Source organism: Thermococcus sp. Bubb.Bath (assembly GCF_012027595.1).
Classification (GTDB): Archaea; Methanobacteriota_B; Thermococci; order Thermococcales; family Thermococcaceae; genus Thermococcus.
Genome location: NZ_SNUR01000001.1, coordinates 1 through 24,570, shown reverse-complemented (window position 1 = coordinate 24,570; position 24,570 = coordinate 1). Strand labels below are relative to the sequence as shown.

Here is a 24,570-nt window from a genome sequence, read left to right as displayed (position 1 = left end):
TCAAACCTCCAGCCAGAGCCTCTTAATGGGGAGTTTGTCAAAGTCCTCATCCTCACTCACGATCGCCTGAAGGCCGTTGTTTTGGATCGTGGCCACGTGAAGGGCGTCCGAGGGACGGAGGTTGTATTTGAGGATTATTTCTTTGGCCGTGAGGTAATCAAGAATCGTCAGCGGGAGAATTTTAACGTATGGAATGACTTTTTCGTCTATGAACTGAAGGGAGGTTTTATATGGGACTTTATACCTCTTTCTCGATACGTGAATTGTTTCGTCGAGTACTAAGGGGTTGGTGTAGAGAGCATGGTTATAAACGAGATCCGCATAGAACTCCACGAGCCTTTCTGCTTCATCCGGAGTTTTTGTTAGCATATATATCATCAAGTTCGCATCTATGAAGAGCTTCATTCCTCTATCCCCCAGACCTCATCGAACTCGTCTTCGAGGCTTATCCCCTTAAGCTCCCCAAGTTTGGCGGGCTTTCCCTTTGCTCTTTTGCGCTTCCATTCCAGGAGCTCTCTTATCAGGTCTTCCTTGCTTTTCTGGGGCATTATTATTAGCCCGTTGTCCGTGGGCTCCACTATGACCTCTCCACCTTCCCTTATTCCATAGGCCTCCCTGAAAACCTTGGGGATAACTATCTGGCCCTTCGGGCCTACCTTCAGACGGATACTAACCACAGATATCACCATGTATAACCTATGGTTCAACCAAATAAATAGGTTGCGCTTGAAAAGGGAAATTCAAGAAGAGAACGGGCTCTCCTTTATCTCCCCGTTAGTGAATTCAACGAGCTTCTTCACGTTCTCTTCGATTGTATCGGGCTCAGGTTTCATCTGGACGTAGAACACGTTGGTCTTGGGTGTTAAAGCAACGTGCTTTATGTTGTGGGGTTCTGGCATGCCCTCAATGAGCGATTTGAGCTTTTCCACATCGCGTCTTTTCTCGAAGAGCGCCTCGTAGGTCTTGCCTGCTATCTCAACATCCTCCTTTTGGAGAAAGTCCTCGTTCTCGATGTCAGGCCTTAGCCTGTAGTAACCCTTCTGGATGAGGTGGGCCTCACGCTTTATGTTGTTGAATGGTCGAATTACCACGTAAAGCTTGTCGTGCCTGCTGGTCACAATGGATATCGGAAAGTAGAGAAGGCTCTGTCTCGGGAGAAGCGTGAGGGTAAATTCGAACTTTTTGATGTTTTCTCTGTTCACCTTGTAGTCAGCTCTGAAACCTATGTACCCTCCCAGCCATACGTAGTTCTCGTCCTCGGGCTTAACGATGCCTTTTATCACCTTTATGTAGTGCTCCATAAGCATCAGGTTTAGCTTTCTTCCCCTGTAGAACTGAAGGGAAGCAATACCCGCCAGTACCAGGATGACTGTGAAGAGGAGCCCTGTGTTCATACTTAAGTCATCCCCACCACGTATTTCCCGATTACCTCAAGCTCATTGAATCCCCGGGGTTCCCTTGGCAGGAATGGTATCTTCACGACTTCAACGTTCTTAAATTTCTCGTCAACCTCCTCCAGAACCTTTTTCTGGGAGTCTATCTTAACCTTAAGTTCCGGTATCTCCGGTTGCAGTTCCATCACCTTGTTCATGACTATCATGTTGAATGGTACATTAAACTTCCTAAGGCTCTCGTATGCCCTCTCCGTCTCGTACAGCGGGAGCATCTCAGGGTTCATCACTCCAACTACTGATGTTACATCTGGGTCCGTTATCATGGTGTTTACAGACTCCACCTCCTTCCTGTAAGCCTTAAGCTCCCTCATCACCTCGTCTTCTTCCTCCCCTGTTGGCAGTACAAAGGTCTTTCCCTCTATCTTAAACTCCTGTTTCCCTTTTATGTTTGAGATGGCACGTCTTCTCTCAAGGATCTTCCTCCTTAGTTCTATCAGTTTATCAGTCCAGATGAGTGATATGCTGGGGAGCGCGAGGACCCTTAACGTGAGGCCCGTGGGAGGGGTGTCAAAAACTATGACGTCCCAGTCCTTACCGCTGTTCAGTATCTCTCTTATCGCTTCAAGCGTCGCGTACTCCTCGATTCCCGGGGAGAAACTTAGAACCTCAAAATACTTTTCCAGGTTTATGACGGTGAGGTAACGGTACATGTGCTTCATGCTCTCCTCAAGCCTTTTCAGGTAGGAGGTTATCAGTTTTTTCATGTCAAGCTCACTTGCGTAGAGGTTCTCGCCTATCTCCCTCGGCTTGTCGCTCAGCTCTTTCATGAAGACATCGCCCAGGTTGTGGGCCGGATCTATGGAGACGATTAGGGTTTTATAACCCATCTTAGCGAGGGCCAAAGCGGTCGCGGCTGAGCTTGTTGTTTTTCCAACGCCTCCCTTTCCGATGAAAAAGATGACCCGGAACTTTTTCTTGGGTATCAGAAACTCCCTTACCTCCTGTTTGTCGTCATGATCCATGTTACCACCTCCACACCCGCTTATCAATCTATATCAAACATGCTGGTTATCTCACCGAATATATCGTCCATATTTGCGGCCCGCATCTGCATAACGTACACCTCCCTTACCATGTGGGGCATGAGTCTTATGACCAGGGTGGTCGGCGGGGAGGGTATTCCAACAAAGGAACCCATTATCAGAAGGGCAAAAACGTTTTCAAGCTCTCTCGTCTCGAACTCTATATAACCGGTTGACTGGTCCTTAAAAGATTCCATCATTCCCTGGAAGAAATCTCTAAATTTTTTGATCTTCTCTGCCTTGGACAATTCCAACACCTCCAGCAAACAAAAAGTGGAAAAAGTTAAAGACAATCACGCTGCCGTGGGGGTGGTGTACTCTTCCTCTGGCTTCTTCCATGCCAGCCAGAACTCCCAGGCCAGCATGAAATTGAGGGCGAGCCCTACAAGGGTTATGAACCCTACAGAGTACCTAGTCAGTGCACTGGGTATCCCTGGCACTACCGTTATCAGGAACCATATTAATGCCAGGGTGACAGTTATCCAGAGGAACAGTGCGGGCACAACCACTGCCCACTTCCATTTTCCTGCCCTCTGAACCTTACTGACCCACAGGGCCACCGTCATTAGTGCTATTGACGCCAGCATCTGATTCATGCCGCTGAAGGATGGCCAGAGGATAAGCCACTCGTTACTCCAAGCGAGTGCAACACCGAAGACCGCTAAGATTGTTGAGGCAATCCACTTGTTGGTTAATACCTTGAAGAAGCCCTTGCTGGTATCCGTGAACATTCCGAATATCTCCTGCCATGCGTACCTCCCGAGCCTCGTGGCAGTATCCAGGGTCGTGAGGGCAAAAGCTGCAACCCAGAGGCTTGCAAAGGTCGTCCCTACCGTGGTGTTTATGCCGAGCGCGTTGTTCAGGGCATAACCGTAGCTCTTAGCGAATATTGTTACCTTTCCCACCTTACTGGCCACCAGATGAGCGTACGTGCTTCCCCATGTTGCACTCGTTATGTGGACCCCAGCATCGGCGAACACCTGGAACCCGTAGACTGATATAGCGGCTATGACTATCGTGGATAGGAATCCCTCGGTGAACATACCGCCCCATCCGATCATGAGGCCGTGTATCTCGTTGTCAAGCTGTTTGCTTGAGGTTCCCGAGCTGACGATTGAATGGAAGCCACTGAGGGATCCACAGGCTATCACCAGGGGAATGGTGGGCCAGAACGGTGAGGCCTTTCCGCCTATCACGTTGGCGCTCCACGTTGTGAAGGCCGGTGCCGTGAACCTCCCGCTCCCGCCTATTGCTATGAACGCTATTATACCGGCTATTAATCCAAGCCAGAGGAGGTAAGCGTTCAGGTAATCCCTGGGTTGCAGGAGTATCCACACGGGTATCGAGGACGCTATTATGATGTAAACCAACAGGAATATCGCCCATTCATGGAAGCTGAAGGTGACCGGGAATTCAAACCCTAACCACACTGAGAGGAGCATGAATATTATTGCAAGGGCAGTGGATAACCTGAAGTCTATGCGGACCTTGTACATGAGTATCCCCAGTAATATACCAAAGGCCATGAAGAACAGTGCCGCCGATGCCGCCTGTGGAACCTTCTGGAATATCCCCGCTATAACCGCCGTAAAGGCTGCTATAACGAGAACCAGTGCAAACCATATGTACACCTCAAAGGCGGCCCCGGTTCTCTTGCTCATCAGTTTTCCTGCTATCCACTGGACCGACTTACCATCGTAGCGAACTGACGACATGAGGGAGAGGTAGTCGTGTATTGCACCGATGAAGGCGTTTCCGAACCACACCCATAGCAGTCCTGGCAGCCAGCCCCATGCCATTGCGAGGGCCGGACCCACTATTGGGCCTGCACCTGCTATTGACGCGAATGGTGCCCGTAGAGGACGAGTGGGTGTGCTGGAACGTAGTCAACGCCGTCGTAAAACTTGTGGGCTGGTGTTGGTCTGTTGGGGTTTACTTTAACAATCTTGTTCTGGACGGCCTTGCCGTATGTGAAGTAGAAAAACAGATACAACAAGGCCGCTATTATTACTATAACTGCCGAGTAGGCTGCCATATTGTACACCTCCAGACAAACTCGTACAAGTTAATCTATAAAACTATAAATGTCTTTCGGTACAGAATCGAACATTTTAAGGCTTCTAACGACGAGTGAGGGCATTTAGACACCTCCAGAGTATTTTGTATCCTACCCAACGCCGGATAACACGACAACCAGCTGAAAATTTATTGGGGACAATGGATAACATTAAATACCCCCGCGAGTTTAATGTGGCAGTTGGTTAACTGGAGGTTGATTGGATGAAGAAAATTGCAGTCTTTATAGTGTTCCTTTTTGGAGTTGGTCTTCTCGGAGGTCCCGTTCTCGCTGGAGACGCCTATTCCGAGAGGGTAGAGACCCACTATGAGATAAGCTGGGACGGTTCAGCGAACATGACCATAATAACGACCCTTTACGGGCCCGGGAACATGCTCAACCAGACCAAAGAAAGCATACTAAAGCAGGGTGTTGAGAACGCAAGTCAGCTCTACCTCAAGCAGGAAGTACAGAAGCTTGCCCAGAAGGGGATAAACCTAGAAAACGGAAGCGTTGAGTTCGAAGGCTACAACTCGACCGGCCCCCTCAAGATAATCGTGAGGGGAAAAGCCCTTGGGGTGGCAAAGTACTACACGTACGGAAAGGTGTGGGAGATAGACCTTGACCTTTTAAGGACGGCCGAGCTTTCTCAGATAAACCCCACCAAGCTCAACCAGACCCTTGACCTCGACAACGTCTACGTCATCTCCCTCCCCACAGACGCCAACGTAATCACCATCCCGCAGAACTACAGCGTAACCGCAGGGAACAGCTACGTTAAGATAGAGGCCAACCGTACGGGGAACAAAATATTCCTGGAGTCCCACATATACCTGGCCAAGGGAGTGACGATGGACGAAATAAACAAGCTTTACGCCAATCCCAGGGCCTTTGTGATTCAGTACTCAGGACACAAGGGCAGCGAGGGGAACTACACAGTCTACAAACTCAGGATAACCAACAACATCACCGTCGGCAAGGAAGAGACTGTTATGGACACGGTTGACGAATACCTAGAACCCCAGGATTACATCAACTATCTCAAGTTCCAGCTCTCGTACCAGGGGGAGCAGGCCGCTATTCAAAACCTCTATCGGAGCTACGCCAAGGCGTTCCAATCCCAGGGAATCGGGATAAAAGGATGGAACATAAGCTTCGGGAACCTGCAGTCAAAGGGGCCGCTGATCGTTAAATTCCACTGGGTGCTGACCAACTATACCAAGTCCAGCAACGGAACGTACACCTACGAGTATGACCCAACACTAGGCCTCGGCAACATTCCATCACTCCACAGGCTCAGCGCAGAGGTGGACCAGGAGGTAACCACGCACATAACCCTTCCCAACGGAGCAAAGTTCACGGAGATACCAAATGACATAAACGTGACCGTCAACGGGAGCAGCGTCATTATGAAGGTGGAGAAGCTCAGCGACCATGAAATCATCATCCACAGCAGGGTTTTCCTTCGTTACGGCATGTACACTAACGATTACAAGAATATGATGAAGGAAATCCCAACCAAGCTGGAGTTCAGGTACACTCTATCCTCTGGAGGAAGCAGCATCTGCGGACCGGCTTTCATAGTTGGACTGGCCATTCTACCCCTGCTCTTCATCAGGAGAAGAAAGTGAGGTCTCTTTTTCCAATTTTTGTATTTTCCACTCCCATCCGCCTGCAATTTTGACCGTCGAGTTTTTAAAACCCCACTCACCCTTAGTACATCCTGAACCCCTGCCTCCAAACCCTAGACTTTTTCGCCACATGCGGACATGGAAACATTTTAATATTAGTGATGCAAAAAGGCTAGTGATGAACTAGATTGGGTGATAGAAATGTGGGGAAAGATTGAGCACTACTTCGATGAGTACCCCGTGAGGAAGTTGATAGCCAAAACGCTACTCAAGTATGGCCTCCGCGTCTCGGACGACATGAAGATAAAGGCCGGGGACATTGAGGTTCCTTACACGAAGATAGCAAAGGCCCTCGACGTGGACAGGCGCGTCGTGAAGGAGACCGTGGGGATGATACTGAAGATACCCGAGCTCAAGGAGATATACAAGAACCTTGAACCGACCGTCCACATGAAGTACGTCGGGAGACACGTGGGATACGGTGTTATCGAGATAGAACCCGAGCCGCGGGCAGTTGGGATACTGGCCAAGATAGCTCAGAAAATAGCCGACAGGGGAATAAACATCGTCCAGGTCGTGGCTGAGGATCCAGAGCTCTACCCGGAGGCAACCCTGACGATAATCACGGAGAAGGGCATACCCGGCGAACTCATAAACGAGCTTTCGAAGCTTGAGGGAGTCAAGAGGATTTCAATCTACTGAGAATTTTTTTCTTCACTGTTCTTTGCCGTTCCTTGTTTTCTATCGGGATTCTTTAGATGTTCAAGGTTCCTGAGTACCACCGGTAATCAGTGCAATTCTGTTTTGCGCTCTAAAGAACCTATTGGAGCATTGGGGGACAAATACGGTGCCACCATTTTAACCAAACGTTCAAAACCTTTGTTCTTTACAGATAACGTTTATAAGTCATCGTTAACAACCTCAGGTAGCAGTTTCAAGAAACTGTTTAATTCACAGCAGCTTGCGCTGGGGGGTTGATGATGGAAGAAGCAGGTAAACTTAGCAGATACCTGTACACTGTTATCGTGCTGTTCTTAGTCTGGATACCACTGACGGCAAGCCTGGACACGCAGGAGCTCGAATTCGGCTTTATACTGGCCCTAACAGTCGGAGCTTTGACATACCCAGTGTTCACAACGCGCGGACTTGCGAACCTCCATCCAAAGAGGGTGGCCTACGCCATAGCCTACATCCCCTATTTCCTGTGGGCTATGATAGTGGCCAACCTCGACGTCGCATACAGGGTTCTCCACCCGGCCAGGCCGATAAGGCCGGGGATAGTACACTGCAAGACGATCCTGAAGACAAACCCGGGGAAGCTCGGACTGGCGAACTCAATAACACTCACTCCAGGAACCATAACCCTCGACGTCGATGGCGACGACTACTTCATCCACTGGATATGGGTTCCGGATGAGGTTCTCCAGGCCAAGAGCGAGGATGAGCATGCCGAACACGCCTCTGAGGCGATAACCAGACCCTTTGAAAAATTCCTGAAGGTGATCTTCGGATGATAGGGGTTAATATCTACCTTGCCCTGATAGCGATAGCCACTCTCCTGAGCATGTACAGGGTGTTCAGGGGACCGACCACCGTCGACAGGCTCGTGGCAGTTGACATTATGACGACGATAACCACCGGACTGATGGTGCTCTTCTCGCTCTACTACGGCAGGATGATATACATCAGTGTGGCCCTCGTTTATGCAATCCTGGCCTTCGGCGGTGTCATAGCCTTCGCGCGCTACCTGGAGGGAGGACTATGAACGTGTTATCTGCAACCGGAGAGGCCCTCGTCCTTATCGGAACGTTCTTCTACTTCCTATCAACGCTGGGTCTCATCAGGATGCCCGACGTATACAACAGGATGCAGACCTCGACTAAGAGCGCAACGCTTGGAAGCCTTGGAGTCCTGGTGGGAACCGGCTTCTGGGCCGTCGGAAAGGGTTATTCATGGGCGTGGATCGTGCAGACTCTCGTGGTGGCAACCTTTCTTCTGCTCACGAACCCGATAAGCGCCCACGCCCTTATCAGGGCGGCGTACAAGAGGGGAATCCCCCTGTGGAGCGGCAGCGTCGTTGACAAGTACCATGAGCACCTGAAAAAGAAGGAGGAAACCGTGGAGGAGGCACCCATCGAAGGTGATGCGGAATGAACTGCGTTGTTTGCATCGAATATATAATCGTAGCGGTAATGATAGTCTCCGCGGCTCTCGCTGTTGAATGGAGGGACCTGCTGGCAGCTGCCGTCGGAAGTGCAGCCGTTAGTCTGTTCGTCTCAATACTGTTCTTCATGCTGCAGGCCCCGGATGTGGCCATGACCGAAGCGGCCATAGGGGCCGCCCTCAGCGGTGCAGTGTTCATCTTCGCAATTAAGAGAACCCAGAGGTATGAGACCGAGGAAGAGGAGAGACCAGGGTGGTGGGTAAGATGGTGAGCATTCTCAAGAGGTCACTCGCCATAATAACCCTTCTGATCATAGGGTACTGGCTGGCCCAGGGTCTGGCAGGGGTACCCTTCGGTCAGGACAAAATGCTGGTTGGACAGTACTACCTCAACCATGTTGAGGCTCAAACAGGTGCCATCAACGTGGTTACCGCAATAGTAGTCAACTACCGTGGATTCGATACGCTCGGTGAAGTTACAGTCCTGTTCATAGCCTCAACAGGTGTCGCAGCCCTTCTGTGGGGAAGAAAGAAGAAGAGGACGGCCAAGACCGAGGGCTCAGTCGTACTGACAACCGGCATCAGCCTTCTATTCCCATTCGTCCTGATGTTCGGCGGATACATCTTCATCCACGGACACCTGACACCGGGAGGGGGATTCCCCGGCGGAGCCACAATAGCCACCGGCTTCCTGCTCATGTACATGGCGTTCATAAGCTATGAGATACCCCACGGAAAGTTCGAGGTCACTGAAGGGCTCGTCGGCATGGGCTACGTTATAGTCGGTCTTATAGGCCTTGCCATCAGTGGCTACTTCCTCTTCGACTGGATCTGGCAGACCTGGCACTGGGGAGCAGGGAACATCGGCAGGCTCTTCAGCGGCGGATTCATACCGGTCATATACACCCTTATAGCCCTCAAGGTCGGAACCGAGCTCAGCGGAATCATCGACAACATGCTCAAAGAGGAGGTGAAAGAATGATCTCCGTCTACTACTTCGGGGCAATCTCACTGGTACTCATAGGACTCTACGCAGTACTCGTTAAGAAGAACCTGCTCAAAATCCTCATAGGTCTCGACATAATGGAGAGTGGGGTTAACCTCTTGATAGTCAGCATAGGCTACATCAACGGCAAGAGCGCCCCCATACTGAGCGAAGGCATCGGTCCTTCTCAAGCCGTCGATCCGATTCCGCAGGCCCTCGTCCTCACGGCAATAGTCATAGGCGTTGCCACAACGGCCCTAGCCCTCAGCGCCGCGATAATCGTCTACGAGAAGTACGGAACCCTTAACATCGAGGAAATAAGGAGGTTGAGAGGATGAACCCACAGTACGCTTCACTCCTTATCGCGCTGCCCCTGTTAAGCGCGTTCTTCGTTCCGGTCATTAAGGCCGTGAGCAAGAAGGCTGTCATGCCATTCCTCGTGCTCGTTACGGCAACCCAGACTGGAATAGCTGCATGGGTCTTCAAGGAAGTCTACACAACCGGGAAGCCGATAATAGTCATGGCTGGTGCATGGAGGCCCCCGGTTGGAATCGATCTCTACATCGGTCACTTCGCGGCACTCTTCGCCTTCATCGTAGCTGGGATTAGCTTCTTCATGGCAGTGTTCAGTTGGAGGGCCATTAAAACGGAACCAGTTGACAAGTACGCCATGCTCCTCATGCTCCTCATGCTCGGAGCCACGGGGATGATGGCCACGGGGGATATATTCAACCTCTTCGTCTTCATGGAGATAACCTCCATAACCGCCTACGCTCTGACCGCATACAACAAGACGGGAGAAGCGGCTGAGGCTTCACTCAAGTACATGATACTGGGTGGAATTGGCTCGAGCTTCTTCCTAATTGGCCTTATCATGCTCTACGGCGCGACGGGAACCCTCAACATGGCACAGCTGGCGCAGTTTGCAGGGTCAATAAACCCGACGGTGGTTCAGGTTGGTCTGGGCCTGATAGTCTTCGGGCTTGCAGTTGAGGCGGAGCTGTTCCCTCTCAACGCGTGGGCGCCGGATGCATACCAGGCCGCACCGCACCCGGTAACCGCAATGTTCTCAGCCTTCGTCGTCAAGGCCGGCCTCTACGCCATGGCGAGAATATTATACCTCATGCAGTCCGCCAGCGGATGGCACAACGTTCTCAAGCTCCTTGTGATAATGGCCACCCTAACCGTCTTCGTGGCCGAGTTCGCCGCACTGAGGCAGAAGGACGTTAAGAGGATGATAGCTTACTCCTCCATAAGCCAGGTTGGGTTCATAGCGCTCGCCTTTTCACTTGGAAGCTCTATAGGAGTAGATGCAGGAGTGTTCCACATGATGAACCATGCCATCGTCAAGGGGCTACTCTTCCTCACCGTCGGCTACGTCGCGGTTGAGCTTGGGGGAAGCAGGATCGAGAACTTCAGGGGGCTCGGTAGGAGGATGCCCCTCACGGCACTGGCAATTACCATCGGCTCATTAGCAGCAATCGGAGTGCCCATGTTCAACATATTCTGGAGTAAGGTCTGGATCATCCTCGCGGCAGTCAAGGCAAACTATGCATGGGCAGCGGCGGTGGTTCTGACGGCGAGCGTCGTGGAGGCAGTCTATTACATAAGGCTCATTCACACGATGTGGTTCAGCGGAGGAGAGGGAGAGAGGATCAGGGAGAATCTCGCCGTAGGTACAATCGCCCTGTTCCTCGTGATACTGATACTGACAATAGGCGTTTACCCGAACTACTTCTGGGCCGTGGCACAGAAGGCAGGCGCAGATATCTTCAACGTGGGACAGTACATTAAGAACGTTCCTCTAATGGGGGTGGGATCATGAGTTTCATACCCGCTGACTACGTTATACCCCTCCTGCTGTTCGTTCCGGCGGTAAGCGGAGTACTGGCCTGGGCCATTAACGTTAAAGGAATCCGTGAGCTGTTGGGCCTCATCGGTGGCATTACCCCACTTGCAGTCATCGCCCTAGCGTACAACACAGTCCTGAACGGGCCGATAAACTACACCCTGGACGCTAGGGTCTTCACGCTCACGTTCCACCTTAGCACCCTGACATGGTACTTCGCGGCGGTAGCGGCCCTCGTCGCCTCAGCGATGGTCTTTGGAATGGTTTCCACCAGCGGCAGCGGCTACGACTGGATGTTCACCCTGATGAGCGTCACAGGTGTACTCGGCGTCTTCGTGGCCAACGACTTCATAGCCTTCTTCCTGTTCTGGGAGCTAATGACATTCGCCAGCTTCATGATGGTGCTCAAGAGGAACCGCCACGCGTCGCTCAAGTACTTCGTTCTGAGCATAATAGGCGCCTACTCAATGATACTGGCAATAGCCATGATATACGCCAAGACGGGAGCCCTTGATTTCGCGGGGGTAAGGCAGGGCATGTATCTTCTAACTGCAACTCACAGGATCAGCAACGCCTACGTTGACACAATATACGTCCTGTTCCTCGTGGCATTCGGAGTCAAGGCTGGAGTCTGGCCGCTCCACGTGTGGGCACCCGACGCGTACAGCGAGACTGACCAGAGCTACACGACCTTCTTCAGTGGTGCTCTCAGCAAGGCAGGGGTCTACGGGTTCCTGCTCCTGTATTTACTGATAGGGGTCAGCCTCTATCAGGCCATCGGCACATTCCACGGCCACATCGGCTTTGCGTACATCATGGCATGGCTTGGTGCAATAACCGTGGTAGTAGCCAGCTTCCTGGCGGTTCTCCAAGAGGACATCAGAAAGCTCTTCGCCTACTCCTCAATCGGCCAGGTAGGATACATTATCCTCGCCTTCGGACTCGGAACTGGGCTCGGCTTTGCGGGAGGACTCTTCCACGTCCTCAGCCACGCCGTCTTTAAGGGCCTGTTCTGGCTCGTCACAGCCGCGATAATCCTGAGAACCGGCAAGACGGAGTTCAAGGATTTGGGCGGGCTGGCCGAGAAAATGCCCTACACCTTCGCTATGGCACTCATAGCGGTTCTAAGTCTCGCAGGAATACCACCAATGGCAGGCTTTGCGAGCAAGTGGCTGATCTACGAAGCGGCAATAAGCGCCCACATGCCCCTCGTTGCTGGAGCAATATTCCTCGGAAGTGCACTGGCGTTCGCTTACGTCGTCAGGTTCCTCTACGCGGTATGGTTCGGCCAGAGGCCGAGCGACCTTGAGGACGTCCAGGAGGCACCGCTTCCGCTCCTCGTAGGTATGACGATACTGGCGATACCCAACATCGTCTTCGGAATCGCCCCTGGGCTCGTCGCGAACTACATCAACAAGATATTCGAAACGGACATCGTTGGGGGCAACTATTACAAACTCACCACCCCATCCGGAACCTATAACGCCCTGACCGTCACCCTGCTCCTAATCGTTGGCCTCGCCATAGCGGGGTTGGTATACCTCTACGGCGCCAGGGCAAGAAAAATCCCGGTTACAGACACCTATCAGTCCGGTAACCCTGTAACAAACGAGTTCAACCTCACTATAAGGAAGAACTTCTATCTGCCGCTAAAGGAAGCCCTCGGCTCCTGGCTGAAGGTCAGCTTTGATAGATTCTACGAACGCCTTGCCAACCTCTTCGAGGATTTTGGAGACTGGCTGAGGGAGGGCTTCTACAACGGAAACGTCCAGAGCTACGCCTGGTACCTGGCCATAATACTGCTCGTACTTGCTCTGTGGGGGGTGCTGTGAATGATTGACTGGAAACTCATACTCGAGGCAATAGGAATACTGATCTACGCCACGTTCATGGGCTTCATCTTCATGGGTATAGAGAGAAAGGCCATGGCAAGGATACAGAGAAGGGTTGGACCACCCCTTTGGCAGCCCCTTATAGATACCCTCAAACTGCTCGGCAAGAAGGAGAGCGTCAGCCACGGCTTCATCTATGACTTCGGCCCGATATTCGCACTGGGGGCTACCATAGCGGCGCTCCTCTTCATCCCGATAGCGAACTTCCAGCTCTTCAGCAGCAACGCTGACCTCATCGTCGTTGCCTACCTCCTGGAGGTTCCGATGCTCGGAATAATGCTCGGTGCAATGAGCTCAGGCAACCCGTTCTCAGGTCTCGGTGTCCAGCGTGGACTCCTCACCATGGTGGCCATGCAGCTACCGTACGGCCTCGCGGTAATAGCCCTCGTCCAGCACTGGGGAACGTTCATGCTGAGCGAGATAGTGTCGGAACAGCAGATGCACGGATGGAGCATAACAGTTCCGGCACTGCTCCTCGCGTTTATAGTCTTTGACATAGTCTTCCAGGCAATGCTCGGCCTTGAGCCGTTCGACATCGTCCCGGCACCGGCGGAAATCTCAATGGGTCCGATGGTCGAGTACGGCGGAAAACACGCGGCCATACTGTTTACCCAGCACGCAATACAGCTCTTCGCTGAGACGACGTTCTTTACAATACTGTTCCTTGGAGGGGCAAGCAACCTGCTCACGCTGTTCCTGAAGCAACTCGCGGTCCTCTTCATATCAATATTCATAGCCAGCATCTATCCGAGGTTCACCATCGACCAGGCAGCGAAGTTCTTCTGGAAGTGGCCGACGATAATTGGAATAATAGCAGTCCTCCTGACGATGTGAGGTGATGGTAATGGGTGAGATGCAAAACGGTGATGTTATACACTACGAACTGAAGGAGTTTCAGGTCTTCGAACCCCTCTTCAGGTGGGCGAGAAAGAAGAGCCTCTGGATAGTGGCGTTCTGTACGGGATGCGGCGGTATAGAGATGCCGCCGCTCGCCAATGCCCGCTATGATTTCGAGCGCTTCGGAATCATGATAAACCCCTCGCCAAGGATGGGCGACCTGTTCCTCATCACGGGCTACGTTACGCCGAAGACGCTCAAGAGGATAATCATAACCTACGAGATGATGCAGGACCCGAAGTACATACTGGCCCATGGTTCCTGCCCGATAAACGGTGGAGTCTACTGGGACTCCTACAACGTAGTTAAGCAGCTCGACAAGTACATACCAATTGATGTGGCCATAGCCGGTTGCATGCCGAGAGCAGAGGCAGTCATGGACGGAATAACCACCATCATGAAGAAGATAGAGAATGGAGAAGCCGACGGCTGGAAGCGCTATAGGGAGAACTACGAGTGGTACCGGAAGAACCAAGACGAGCTGTTCGGAGAGGGATGGCGTGAGAAGGACGCGAGGAGGTGGCTCGCATGGATATGAACGAGAAGCCCAAGGTCGAGGAGAAGGTCGAGGAGAAGGTCGAGAACGCTCAGCCCGTTGAGGAGAATAAGCCGGAGCTTCCAGACACCACGGAAGGAAAGCTGGTGGAGGTGCTCCTTGAGAAGGCACCCTACGCCGAGGGAGAGGTAATTCGCAAGAGGCGCGTTAAGTTCACCGTTCCAGCCGAGAGGATACACGAGTTCCTTGAGCTCGCGAGCGAGAAGTTCGAGATGCTCATGCAGATAAGCGTCGTGGACTGGCTCAAAGAGGGCCAGTTCGAGGTGAACTACCAGCTCTGGAGTTTGAGCGAGAGCGTCCATGCGTTCGTGAAGACGAGAATACCAAGGGACGACGCGAAGCTCCCGACGGTCATGGACATCTGGCCAGTGGCGGAGACCTACGAGAGGGAAGCCCACGAGTTCTTCGGGATAATCTTCGAGGGCAACCCAAGGCTCGGACCCTTCATCCTTGAGCCGAGGGAGTACGAGAAGCACCCACTCAGGAAGGACTTCAACACACTCTCCTACGCCAAGACGATCTACGGCGAAGACTTCGACAGGTTCGATGAGAGTAAGACCAACTACGTGATATGAGGTGATGATCATGGCTGATTTGGAAGTCCCGAAGGAACTTAAAGAAGAAGCAAAGGGACACGACATGTACCTCCACCCAATAGACAAGGACACCTACGAGCTGTTCTTTGGCCCGCAGCACATGGCCACCGAAAACTTCAGCATAATCCTAAAGATGGATGGAAACAGGATTGAGAGGGCGATAGTCAACCCCGGCTTCCTCCACAGGGGTTTCGAGAAGCTCTCCGAGCACAGGCCTTACTTCAGCAACATAGCCCTCATCCTGCGCATCTGCGTTCCTGAGAGTGACGTCCCAGAGAACATATACTCAATGGCCGTTGATGAGATCGTCGGCTGGGAGGTTCCGGACAGGGCTATCTGGATAAGGAACGTAGTCCTAGAGATGGCCAGGATGAGCTCATGGCTCTTCTGGATAATGGGCTTTGGAAACGAGATAGGCCTCTACACAGCCGGCCAGTGGGCGGCAGCCTACCGTGAGAGGTTCATGCGCCTCTTCGAGGAGCTCACCGGAGGAAGGGTCTACCACATCTACACCGTCCCCGGCGGTGTGAGGAGGGACATTCCAGGGGACAAGTGGCTTAGGCAGCTCAGGGATACCGTTGAATACATCAAAAGCAAGATGAAGGACTTCGACGAGATACTCTTCGACAACTACATCATGTTCGAGAGGACTGAGGGAGTTGGCGTTATGGACAAGAAGTTCGCCCTCAAGCACGCCGTAACCGGGCCAAACCTCCGCGCCGTCGGCGTTCCCTACGACGTCAGAAAGGACGACCCCTACTACCTCTACGACCAGCTCGACTTTGAAGTACCGATTCTCAAAGAAGGGGACAGCCTCGCAAGAACCCTCGTCAGGAGGTACGAGATGGAGCAGGACCTCTACATACTCGAACAGCTCCTCGATATGGGGCCGCCGAACGGGCCACACATGGTTCAGGATGCCAGGCTTAAGGCCCTTCCGAGGTTCAAACCGCCAAAGGGGGAGGCTTACGCACACGTCGAGTCGACCAAGGGCGACTTCGGGGCCTTCGTGGTCAGCGACGGAACCCACAAGCCCTACAGAGCACACTTCCGCGGTCCAAGCCAGAGTCACGGTGTCACAGTACTTGAAGAGCTCCTGAAGGGAGCGCGCCTCGCCGACGTCCCGGTCATATTGAAGACCCTTGACAACTGCCCGCCGGACCTGGACAGGTGATGAAGATGCCCGTGAGAGTCGTTGGTGAGGAAAAGGTCAAGGTCAAGAAGTCATTCGTCAAGCCCTGGATGGGTATCAAGTACCTCTTCAAGAAGCCGGTCACGATAAAGATACCCTACGAGAAGATAGAGCCGGCGCCGAAGTACAGGGGCTTCCACACACTCGACTGGAAGAAGTGCATAGGCTGTAACTTCTGCGGTCAGATATGCCCGGCCAGGGCAATAGAGATGACCTGGATAGAAGTGGACGGCCAGATGGAGAAGAGACCGCACCCGAAGGTGGACTACGGCAGGTGTACGTTCTGCCAGTTCTGCGTTGACGTCTGCCCGACGGGAGCGCTCGGCTTCAGCGAGAACTACTACCTGACCACAGGTGGCCTCGAAGAAGACCTCCAGCTCTACGACTGGGTGCCCGTCCACCCGGACAAGCTTAAAGAGCTGAACGAGAAGTTCAACGACTACCGCTTCCCGGTCGAGAGGATAAAGTTCAACAAGGAGACGAAGGAAGTAACCTACTACCTCCGCGATGGTTCAAAGATAGAGTTCAAGATACTCGGCTACGGCCTCAGGCCGCCCAAACTGCCAGCAAAGCCAAAATCCGCCGCCAAACCTGCGGAGAAGAAAGAGACAAAGCCCGCGGAGAAAAAGGAAGAGCCCAAGACTGAAGAGAAGAAGGAGTGAGCTTTTCTTTCTCTCCTTATCCCTCTTCCTTTGATTTTAAAGCCACTGGCGTTACCACCCCTGCACGTTCTTGAGAACTTCATCCGGTACACGGCCCGTCTCAACGTCCTCTATTGCCTCTTCGAGCTTGTCCAATCCCTCATCAAGCACCTCTTCCTCAATGGTCAGGGGCGGCTCAATCCTCAGGACGTTGCCCTGGAGGAAGGCCACGATCAGACCTAGCTCGTAAGTCCTCCAGACGATCTTTTTGGCCTCTTCATAGGCCCTTTCCTTTGTCTCTCTGTCCTTTACGAGGTCAACGCCCAACATAAGACCCAGCCCGCGGACATCTCCTATTAGGTCATGCTTCTTTTTCATCCCCTCGAGCCGTTTCTTCGCTTTGTTACCAAGCAACTCCGCTCTCTTCAGGAGGTTCCTCTCTTCTATCTCCTCAAGAACCGCCAGGGCCGCCGCACTTGCCACGGGATTTCCAGCCAGTGTGAACGCATGTCCCAGAGGCGGGAGAGAGCCCATTATCTCGGCCCTTCCGACCACTGCGCTTATTGGCAGTCCACCTCCAAGGGGTTTTGCGAGGGTTATTATGTCCGGCTCGACACCGAAGTGCTCTATCGCAAACCACCTGCCCGTTCTTCCCAGGCCGCTCTGAACTTCATCAACGACGAGCAGGATGCCGTGTTCGTCCAGTAACTTCTTGATCTTTTTGAAATAATTCTCAGGGGGCACTACCATCCCGGCGTCACCTTGTATGGCCTCCCCAATCAAGGCAGCCGTCCCTTCCGCGTGAACCTCTCCCTCGAACTTCTCCTTCAGGAAAGACACGCATTCCATGTGGCATTTTCCGGGCTCCTTGCCAAAGGGACAGCGGTAGCAGTTTGGAAACGGGATGAAGTGAACGTCGCTGAGCTGGCCGACCTTTGACCGAACTTCAAAGTCGAGGCCGGTTATGCTCATCGCGCCGTAGGTGGAGCCGTAGTAGCTCCTCAGGTAGCCAATAATTGAGCGCCTACCGGTGTATGCCCTGGCGAACTTTATCGCACCATCGTTTGCATCGCTCCCGCTCAGCCCAAAAGCAACTTTACCCCCCTCAAAGGGTGCTATCTCCGTGAGCTTCTCGGCGAGTAGGAGGGGCTCAACCGGAAACCCGTAAATGAATGTGAAGTGGAGTAACCTGTTCGCGGTGTTCTTTATCGCTTCGAGAACCCGCGGGTTGTTGTGCCCAACGTTCTGAACGGCGGCATCAGCGAGAAAGTCTATGTATCTCCTCCCGTTGACGTCCCACACAAAGGCGTTTTCTGCCCTGTACGGGACGATTGGGATGTACGTAACGTGAGAAGTGCGGGCGATAACACGAGAGTACCTGCTCACAATATCCTCATGTCCATCCATAAATACCACCACCTGCGTAATATATGCGCTTGGAACTAATATTATTTTCGCATAAAAATTACTAATTTAGTAGAAAAACTTATAAAGTTGCTACTAATTTAGTTAAAATGGTGAGGAAATAATGATGAATAAGGAAGAGCTTGACACCCTCGACAGGTCAATACTCCGAATTCTCCAGGAGGACGGAAGGGCAAGCTACTCCGAGATCGCGCGGAGAATAGGAGTTCCAGAATCGACTGTGAGGCTGAGGGTTAAAAAGCTCGTTGAGAGGGGAGTTATACGAAAGTTTGCGGCACTTATAAACCCATTCAAGGCCGGTTATTCCATAGTGGCTTTCATAGCGGTTGATGTTGAACCTGGAAGAATAAAGGAGGCCGTTGAGAAGCTGGGGAAGCTGCCAGAGGTGGATGTCCTAGGAATAGCCACGGGGGCACACGACATCCTCATGCAGGTTACAGTCAGGGATTTGCAGGAGCTTGAGGACTTTCTAATCGAGAAGCTCGGGAGGATAGACGGCATAAAGAGTACTGAGACCTCCATCCTGACCAGCGTGAGGAAATGGGGCTATGCGAGGGTGTTTTAAAGCCACCAATACCAAGAGAAAAAGAAATGATGGCCTCATCCCAGGACAACCTGAAGAACTGCCTCCTCACCAGGTTTCATCTCTTCTATTTCCCATATGACTGTGTTGCCCTCTATCCTTGCATCTCCCTCTGTCGCCCTGACTTCCACCGCGTTCATCTGACCTTCCCAGTGGAAGTCCTTGAGAGGTACCAGACGGGGGGCCTTGAGCTTCACGAAGTAGTACCTACCAAGCTCCTCTTCTATTATGTGCGGACGGAAGAAAGAGAGATAAATTCCCCCCACCAAGATGGCCGCTGAAACTCCAAGTACCAAAGCCTCAGCGGGCAGCGAGCTTCCCTTTGGAGTGCTCGGTGGGATGGGGGTGGTCGTCGTTGGAAGGGTGGAGGAAGTTAGAGGCGTGGTTGTAGAAGACGAGCTAGTTGTGGTTTTATAGGTGGAGCCCGTGGTCGTTATAGGGCTCCACATGCTGGTTATAGCGAGTGTGGCCGTTGCCCCCACGTACCCCACTGCAGTTGCAGAGATGGAAACTGGGCCGTAACCGAGTGCATCCACGGAGAGCTTCGCTGTGCCATCCTCCCCGGTGATTGCCGTGTACTCACCCCTGGAAGCGGTTATTGAGAGGGTAACGTTGGGAACCGGGTTGCCGGAAGAATCCACCACCCGGATGACGAGGTTCCCTCCGGAGACGGTGGTGTTCAGCCGGAGCTGCCCCACGGTCACGGGGATTTTTTTGATGATCCCGTCTAGGTTAAGGGTAACGTTGTATGTTCTGGGCTCAGTTGTTGGGTAGACTGCCAGCCCCTCCCCATTCGTCTCAAGCTTTATCCCATCGAAGCTCACGGGAACTCCTGCCGCCGGGGAGCCGTTTGAGAGGAGAACCCGCACGCGAAGGGCCCCATCTGAGTACCATACGGTGTAGTTGAAGCGTCTTCTGTAGACTACAAACGTCTTCTTGACCTCGCGGTAGATGCCCGAAAGGTTGGCGGAGAATAGAACCGTGTATATCCCGGTTTTCGGTTTCTCCAGCTTAATTGAGTACTTCCATGTGCCTCCAGGCTGCAGAGGATATATCTCAGCGTGCTGGTCAACGAGCGTGTTGTTTCTGTAGACCTTCACCCATATCGGGCCAGTTAGAACGTCGTTGGAGTAGCTGACGATTGAGAAGTTCATGAGGACGTCGTGGCCGTAGATGTAGCTGTATCCGACCTCTGCGTCCATAGTATACTCAACGTAGGGTTTAACCGTGACCGTCATGTTCTTTTCCACCGTGAAGTTGCCCCAGAGACCGAGAACCGTCAGGTTGTAAGTTCCGGATGGGACCATGGGGACTCTGAGCGTTAGATCAAAGACTCTGCTCTCATGGGGGCCAATGGGGGTCGTCTTGTTCACGACGTAGAGACCTCCACCGGCGGCCCATTTCAGGACAACGCTCATGTTCTCAAGGCTCTCGTTCAGAAGGTTGGTCACCCTTACCGGAATCGTCAGGGCGCTCCCGGGGAGCACCTCGATGTTGTCCTGGAGGGGTTGCAGAATAAATGGAAGCCCTGGCTGATCAGCGGAAGCACTCCCAGTTGTCGGAAGTGCAGGCATTGTGAGAATGGCAGCAAGGAAAAGGACCTTAACAAACCCGGAGATTTCAGCTTTCTTCAACGTTGAACACCTCCACGAGACTCTTCTGCCTTCCCAACACCCCATCGAGCGTCATACCTGGGGTGTCCAGGGATATTCGGTAGTTCTTCCCGTTTTTTCCAGATTTAATCAGCTCCTCGGGTGCAAAAAACCTCCAGCTCCTGTTAATGAACTTGACCGCTATAACCGGCCTCCCACCAAAGCTGGAGGAGAACGAAAGGAGTTTATCCATATCCTCGTCGCTGAAGTATATCCTGTCTCCAGTCGTGCTCTTGACCTCTATGCAGAGGTACATCTCCCCGTTTCCAGCCACGAGGTCAACTTTCTTACTGCCAGCGGAGCGAACCACCGCAAAACCCCTCTTCTCAAGGGACCGTATCAGCTCCCGCTCAGCGGAGGCTCCCCTTCTGTACCTCATATTCAACCCCATAGAAAATGAAAACGGGAATATTTATACTTACCGAATTTGGGGCAGGTCCGGGAATAACAGGGAACAAGTGAACCATGAAGTAGGAAAAAGAAAACTCACCAGCTCTCGAATTCCTCCACGTCAAACTGCTCCGGAGGTTGCTGGGTAGCGACTCCTAGATTGAGACGCTGAGGCATGTTGGAGAACGCTAGTATTCTGTAAATCGCGCCGATGAGGAGCAGTATAATGCCAACAAGGATTATGAAGGTCAGCGCACCCCACCAGATGAACTTGGCGGCATCGTTGAACTCCTTGACCTTCGTCAGCCGGGCCATCTCTTCCCATGCCCGCTTTTCATAGTAGGCCCCGAGGATTATCACCAGAACAATGAGAATAACTGCCGCAATGACCAGCCCGATTCCTGCACCAGTTAGTTCCTCATGCTGCTCATACGAAATTATCTGGACTGGGTTTGAGCCGCCCAAAGGGGAGGAGATCATCTGACCACCGGATGAACCAGAGAAGGAATGAACCCCCATTGCAAACGCCCCTATCAAAAGTAAGATAACGATTATGAAGCCCACAAAATCTATTATGAAGGCTCTCAGATAGTAACTAAAGGGCCGCTTGTTTCCAGTCTTCTCCCCTATGCCATGGAGGGATATGAGAACAAGGACGAAGCCGATGAGACCCAATAACTGCCCAACCTTTGGTATTAAGGCCAGTAGAGCCAGGATGGCTCCGATGAGGCCGAGGGACCTCTCGCTGCTCACATCAACCTGGTTAGAGGTAGCGGCATCGTACGTGTCCATGAAAACCACCATATTTAGTAAACCCGATTCATTTTAAAGTTTTTCCTAGAGTTCCCAAACTTTATTAAGGGAAATGTGTAGGGGGTGAGGGGTGAAACGATGCTGGAATCGCTGTGGCAGTTCCTCAACCAGTACTTCATTCAGCCGATGTACACTAGGAGTGGCTACAACGCTATTAACACGTTCCTCTACGCGTTCCTGTTTGGCCTGGGGGTTGTGTACTCGTACAAGTACATAATCAAACCACTAAAAATAAAAGTCGACGAGAGGCTCTTCTGGGCGGTTACGCCGATGGTAGTCTTTGGGGCCACTGTGAGGGCCCTCGTCGACGGGGGGGTACTGCCCGAGAATCCCTGGATACTCACGCCGGGCATATTCTTCACGGCGTTCTTCCTCATAGTCCCTGCCCTTGTCATAGATGCAAAATTCGGGCTGTATCCCAAGGTGACTGTGGGATGGGGGACGGTGCTGGCCCTCTGGGCTAACTACCTGCTCGTCGTGAACGCCAAGAACTGGGAGCCCTACGGCCTCACAATGCTCCACACCCTCGTGAGCTGGGCCATCGCCCTCGCTTGGTACAGGTACAGGCCCTTTGACAAACTCTACCTCTACGCCGTGCTGGCCCATCTCTACGACATGGGCTCAACGGTCGTAGGAATCCACTTCTACCACTACCATGAGGTTCACTGGATAGAGCACCACCTCGTCGACTGGTTCGGGGCTTACGTATACTACCCCTGGATAACCGTCATCCTCGTGGTGGTCTACTACGGCCTCAAATACCTCGTGCCCGATGAGGAGGAGAGAAAGTTCTGGTACCTGGCCATCTACATACTCGGCCTCGGACCCGCAATCAGGGATCCAGCCCAGATGGTGCTTCAAATCTGAGCTCAGGAGACCCAGCCGCGCTCCCGGTACCTTCCCCTCTCTTCTATTTCCCGAATCTTATCAACGATCTGGGCGGCTTTTTCCTCTCCTCTGACCTCACGGTAGCCTTCAATGACCGCCGCAAACCCCCTATCAAACCAAGTGTAGTGAGTGCTCTCCATGGCCCTCCTGAGGAGGTGAAGATCAACGCCCTGGGCCTCCAGCGTTCCATCAAAATCGGCCAGACCGAAATCTATGAGGTAAACCTCTCCATCCCGGAGGATCATGTTGGAAGTTGTCAGGTCGCCATGTACTATCCCCGCCTCATGGAGCAGCCCAATCCGCCTCCCAACTTCCCTGCAGACTTCCAGTCTCTCCTCCATTGGAACCCGCTCAAGGTACTCCTTCAGCCGCTCTCCCTCCACGAACTCCATTACAATTTTCATGTCCCTAAGGTCGACCTCGTACATGTGGGGGCAGAACACCCCAGCTTCCTTTGCCCTGTGGAGTATCCTGGCCTCACGCACCGTTCTCTCCTTCCTCAGCCTCTCATCAATCTCCTTTATGCGGTAGCGCTTTGGAACCCTGTGCTTCACCACGACATCTTCATCGAGGAGTTTCACCCCAAAGACTTCTTTAAAGCTCCCTCGGTAAATTTTGGCCTCCGCGCCCTGCTTTATCAGCCTCACGCTCTCACCACCACAACTACTGTCCTTGAGTTTTATCATTTTCTCCAGATTCCGGGGCCATTGTTTGTTATTTTAACTATTTTTTACTATTTAATTGAACTTTTTGACCCAAAAATTTTTATATAACACTGACGAAGTATTGAGTGCAAAAATAAATTGAGAGGAGGAATGTGAAATGGCTCAGTTAAGCGGACAGCCTGTTGTTATTCTACCCGAAGGAACCCAGAGGTACGTCGGAAAAGACGCCCAGAGACTCAACATTCTGGCCGCAAGAATCATAGCAGAAACCGTCAGAACCACCCTTGGACCAAAGGGAATGGACAAAATGCTCGTCGACAGCCTCGGAGACGTTACCGTCACCAACGACGGTGCCACAATTCTCGACAAGATAGACCTCCAGCACCCGGCTGCCAAGATGATGGTTGAGGTTGCTAAGACTCAGGACAAGGAGGCCGGTGACGGTACTACTACTGCGGTTGTTATTGCTGGAGAACTCCTCAGGAAGGCGGAGGAGTTACTCGACCAGAACATTCACCCGAGCATCGTCATCAAGGGGTACGCTCTCGCCGCCGAGAAAGCCCAGGAAATACTCGACCAGATGGCCAAGAAGGTTGACCCTGAGGATGAGGAGACCCTCGTAAAGATAGCCGCTACCTCAATCACCGGAAAGAATGCCGAGAGCCACAAAGATCTCTTTGCCAAGCTCGCCGTTGAGGCCGTCAAGCAGGTCGCTGAGAAGACCGAGGAGGGCTACTCCGTTGACATCGACAACATCAAGATTGAGAAGAAGGCTGGCGAGAGCGCTGAGGAGAGCGAGCTCATCCGCGGCGTCGTCATCGACAAGGAGCGCGTCCACCCAAGGATGCCAGCCAGGATTGAGAACGCTAAGATCGCCCTCATTAACGAGGCCCTCGAGGTTAAGAAGACCGAGACCGACGCGAAGATAAACATCACCAGCCCCGACCAGCTCATGAGCTTCCTTGACCAGGAGGAGAAAATGCTCAAGGAGATGGTTGACAAGATCAAGGAGGTTGGAGCGAACGTCGTCTTTGTGCAAAAGGGCATCGACGATTTAGCACAGCACTACCTGGCCAAGTACGGCATAATGGCAGTCAGGCGCGTCAAGAAGAGCGATATGGAGAAGCTCTCCAAGGCCACTGGCGCCAAGATCGTCACCAACGTTAAGGACCTTACTCCAGAAGACCTCGGTGAGGCCGAGCTCGTCGAGGAGAGGAAGG

The 24,570-nt window shown here is 52.5% G+C and carries 28 protein-coding genes and 1 pseudogene; 18 read left to right on the top strand and 11 right to left on the bottom strand.

Going from position 1 to position 24,570, the window contains the following annotated elements; all coding sequences use genetic code 11:
* From E3E29_RS00145 to E3E29_RS00120, 6 genes and pseudogenes are all read right to left on the bottom strand, one after another.
* Entirely contained in the window at positions 1 to 405 is a 405-nt protein-coding gene (locus tag E3E29_RS00145) for a type II toxin-antitoxin system VapC family toxin (protein WP_167908986.1), read from the bottom strand.
* Entirely contained in the window at positions 402 to 689 is a 288-nt protein-coding gene (locus tag E3E29_RS00140; protein WP_206205731.1) for an AbrB/MazE/SpoVT family DNA-binding domain-containing protein, read from the bottom strand. Before E3E29_RS00140 ends, E3E29_RS00145 begins: the two co-directional genes overlap by 4 nt.
* 51 nt (positions 690 to 740) lie before the next feature.
* On the bottom strand, positions 741 to 1,394 hold the full coding sequence (locus E3E29_RS00135) for a hypothetical protein (protein WP_167908985.1): 654 nt from the start codon (positions 1,392 to 1,394) through the stop codon (positions 741 to 743).
* 2 nt (positions 1,395 to 1,396) lie between these two features.
* Positions 1,397 to 2,416 (bottom strand): ArsA family ATPase, encoded by a 1,020-nt coding sequence (locus E3E29_RS00130; RefSeq protein WP_167908984.1) that lies wholly within the window; start codon positions 2,414 to 2,416, stop codon positions 1,397 to 1,399.
* A gap of 23 nt (positions 2,417 to 2,439) precedes the next feature.
* A complete protein-coding gene (locus E3E29_RS00125; protein ID WP_167909726.1) occupies positions 2,440 to 2,676 on the bottom strand; it encodes a hypothetical protein in 237 nt (78 codons plus the stop codon).
* A gap of 93 nt (positions 2,677 to 2,769) precedes the next feature.
* Positions 2,770 to 4,511, bottom strand: a pseudogene (locus E3E29_RS00120) (carbon starvation protein A).
* Between the two features lie 245 nt (positions 4,512 to 4,756).
* Here E3E29_RS00120 and E3E29_RS00115 point away from each other — a divergent pair.
* The 15 genes from E3E29_RS00115 (at position 4,757) to nuoI (ending at position 16,955) form a co-directional block, all read left to right on the top strand.
* Positions 4,757 to 6,163, top strand: a complete 1,407-nt coding sequence (locus E3E29_RS00115; protein ID WP_167908983.1) for a CGP-CTERM sorting domain-containing protein — start codon at positions 4,757 to 4,759, stop codon at positions 6,161 to 6,163.
* 201 nt (positions 6,164 to 6,364) lie between these two features.
* Complete coding sequence (locus E3E29_RS00110; protein WP_167909725.1) at positions 6,365 to 6,865, top strand: ACT domain-containing protein; 501 nt, start codon at positions 6,365 to 6,367, stop codon at positions 6,863 to 6,865.
* Between the two features lie 278 nt (positions 6,866 to 7,143).
* Positions 7,144 to 7,677, top strand: coding sequence for a Na+/H+ antiporter subunit E (locus E3E29_RS00105; RefSeq protein WP_167908982.1), 534 nt, complete (start codon positions 7,144 to 7,146; stop codon positions 7,675 to 7,677).
* On the top strand, positions 7,674 to 7,928 hold the full coding sequence (locus tag E3E29_RS00100; RefSeq protein WP_167908981.1) for a monovalent cation/H+ antiporter complex subunit F: 255 nt from the start codon (positions 7,674 to 7,676) through the stop codon (positions 7,926 to 7,928). The genes E3E29_RS00105 and E3E29_RS00100 overlap by 4 nt, the downstream gene beginning before the upstream one ends.
* Positions 7,925 to 8,317 carry a monovalent cation/H(+) antiporter subunit G gene (gene mnhG, locus E3E29_RS00095; RefSeq protein ID WP_167908980.1) on the top strand — a complete coding sequence of 131 codons (393 nt, stop codon included), beginning with the start codon at positions 7,925 to 7,927 and terminating at the stop codon, positions 8,315 to 8,317. Before E3E29_RS00100 ends, mnhG begins: the two co-directional genes overlap by 4 nt.
* Positions 8,314 to 8,598 (top strand): DUF4040 domain-containing protein, encoded by a 285-nt coding sequence (locus E3E29_RS00090; protein WP_167908979.1) that lies wholly within the window; start codon positions 8,314 to 8,316, stop codon positions 8,596 to 8,598. Before mnhG ends, E3E29_RS00090 begins: the two co-directional genes overlap by 4 nt.
* A 2-nt stretch (positions 8,599 to 8,600) precedes the next feature.
* Positions 8,601 to 9,308 (top strand): Na(+)/H(+) antiporter subunit B, encoded by a 708-nt coding sequence (locus E3E29_RS00085; protein WP_167909724.1) that lies wholly within the window; start codon positions 8,601 to 8,603, stop codon positions 9,306 to 9,308.
* Entirely contained in the window at positions 9,305 to 9,649 is a 345-nt protein-coding gene (locus E3E29_RS00080; protein WP_167908978.1) for an NADH-quinone oxidoreductase subunit K, read from the top strand. The genes E3E29_RS00085 and E3E29_RS00080 overlap by 4 nt, the downstream gene beginning before the upstream one ends.
* The gene (locus E3E29_RS00075) at positions 9,646 to 11,136 is read left to right on the top strand and encodes a proton-conducting transporter membrane subunit (protein WP_167908977.1); all 1,491 of its coding nucleotides are present in this window, start codon (positions 9,646 to 9,648) and stop codon (positions 11,134 to 11,136) included. Before E3E29_RS00080 ends, E3E29_RS00075 begins: the two co-directional genes overlap by 4 nt.
* Positions 11,133 to 12,992, top strand: a complete 1,860-nt coding sequence (locus E3E29_RS00070) for a proton-conducting transporter membrane subunit (RefSeq protein ID WP_167908976.1) — start codon at positions 11,133 to 11,135, stop codon at positions 12,990 to 12,992. Before E3E29_RS00075 ends, E3E29_RS00070 begins: the two co-directional genes overlap by 4 nt.
* Positions 12,993 to 13,886, top strand: a complete 894-nt coding sequence (locus E3E29_RS00065) for a respiratory chain complex I subunit 1 family protein (protein ID WP_167908975.1) — start codon at positions 12,993 to 12,995, stop codon at positions 13,884 to 13,886.
* A 19-nt stretch (positions 13,887 to 13,905) separates the two neighbouring features.
* A complete protein-coding gene (locus E3E29_RS00060; protein ID WP_394352969.1) occupies positions 13,906 to 14,487 on the top strand; it encodes a NuoB/complex I 20 kDa subunit family protein in 582 nt (193 codons plus the stop codon).
* Positions 14,478 to 15,080 (top strand): NADH-quinone oxidoreductase subunit C, encoded by a 603-nt coding sequence (locus E3E29_RS00055; RefSeq protein WP_167908974.1) that lies wholly within the window; start codon positions 14,478 to 14,480, stop codon positions 15,078 to 15,080. Before E3E29_RS00060 ends, E3E29_RS00055 begins: the two co-directional genes overlap by 10 nt.
* Positions 15,081 to 15,090: 10 nt before the next feature.
* Positions 15,091 to 16,275 (top strand): NADH-quinone oxidoreductase subunit D, encoded by a 1,185-nt coding sequence (locus tag E3E29_RS00050; RefSeq protein ID WP_167908973.1) that lies wholly within the window; start codon positions 15,091 to 15,093, stop codon positions 16,273 to 16,275.
* A gap of 5 nt (positions 16,276 to 16,280) precedes the next feature.
* Positions 16,281 to 16,955: an NADH-quinone oxidoreductase subunit NuoI gene (nuoI, locus tag E3E29_RS00045; RefSeq protein WP_167909722.1), complete on the top strand. Its 675-nt coding sequence runs from the start codon at positions 16,281 to 16,283 to the stop codon at positions 16,953 to 16,955.
* Positions 16,956 to 17,006: 51 nt separating this feature from the next.
* Here nuoI and E3E29_RS00040 read toward each other — a convergent pair whose 3' ends face one another.
* Positions 17,007 to 18,341, bottom strand: a complete 1,335-nt coding sequence (locus tag E3E29_RS00040; RefSeq protein ID WP_167908972.1) for a leucine/methionine racemase — start codon at positions 18,339 to 18,341, stop codon at positions 17,007 to 17,009.
* 121 nt (positions 18,342 to 18,462) lie between these two features.
* On the opposite strand from E3E29_RS00040, the gene E3E29_RS00035 reads away from it, so the two are divergent.
* Entirely contained in the window at positions 18,463 to 18,924 is a 462-nt protein-coding gene (locus tag E3E29_RS00035; RefSeq protein WP_167908971.1) for an Lrp/AsnC family transcriptional regulator, read from the top strand.
* Between the two features lie 35 nt (positions 18,925 to 18,959).
* Here E3E29_RS00035 and E3E29_RS00030 read toward each other — a convergent pair whose 3' ends face one another.
* From E3E29_RS00030 to E3E29_RS00020, 3 genes are all read right to left on the bottom strand, one after another.
* Complete coding sequence (locus E3E29_RS00030; RefSeq protein WP_240922711.1) at positions 18,960 to 20,576, bottom strand: carboxypeptidase-like regulatory domain-containing protein; 1,617 nt, start codon at positions 20,574 to 20,576, stop codon at positions 18,960 to 18,962.
* Positions 20,563 to 20,973: a Holliday junction resolvase Hjc gene (gene hjc, locus E3E29_RS00025; protein WP_167908970.1), complete on the bottom strand. Its 411-nt coding sequence runs from the start codon at positions 20,971 to 20,973 to the stop codon at positions 20,563 to 20,565. The genes E3E29_RS00030 and hjc overlap by 14 nt, the downstream gene beginning before the upstream one ends.
* A gap of 107 nt (positions 20,974 to 21,080) precedes the next feature.
* Positions 21,081 to 21,776 carry a DUF996 domain-containing protein gene (locus tag E3E29_RS00020; protein WP_167909720.1) on the bottom strand — a complete coding sequence of 232 codons (696 nt, stop codon included), beginning with the start codon at positions 21,774 to 21,776 and terminating at the stop codon, positions 21,081 to 21,083.
* 99 nt (positions 21,777 to 21,875) lie between these two features.
* On the opposite strand from E3E29_RS00020, the gene E3E29_RS00015 reads away from it, so the two are divergent.
* Positions 21,876 to 22,664, top strand: coding sequence for a DUF63 family protein (locus E3E29_RS00015; RefSeq protein WP_167908969.1), 789 nt, complete (start codon positions 21,876 to 21,878; stop codon positions 22,662 to 22,664).
* A 2-nt stretch (positions 22,665 to 22,666) separates the two neighbouring features.
* Here the strand turns inward: E3E29_RS00015 and E3E29_RS00010 are convergent, their stop codons facing one another.
* On the bottom strand, positions 22,667 to 23,332 hold the full coding sequence (locus E3E29_RS00010; RefSeq protein WP_167908968.1) for a Kae1-associated kinase Bud32: 666 nt from the start codon (positions 23,330 to 23,332) through the stop codon (positions 22,667 to 22,669).
* A 175-nt stretch (positions 23,333 to 23,507) separates the two neighbouring features.
* Here E3E29_RS00010 and thsB point away from each other — a divergent pair.
* On the top strand, positions 23,508 to 24,570 hold a 1,063-nt coding region (gene thsB, locus E3E29_RS00005; protein WP_277346679.1), incomplete at its 3' end, for a thermosome subunit beta.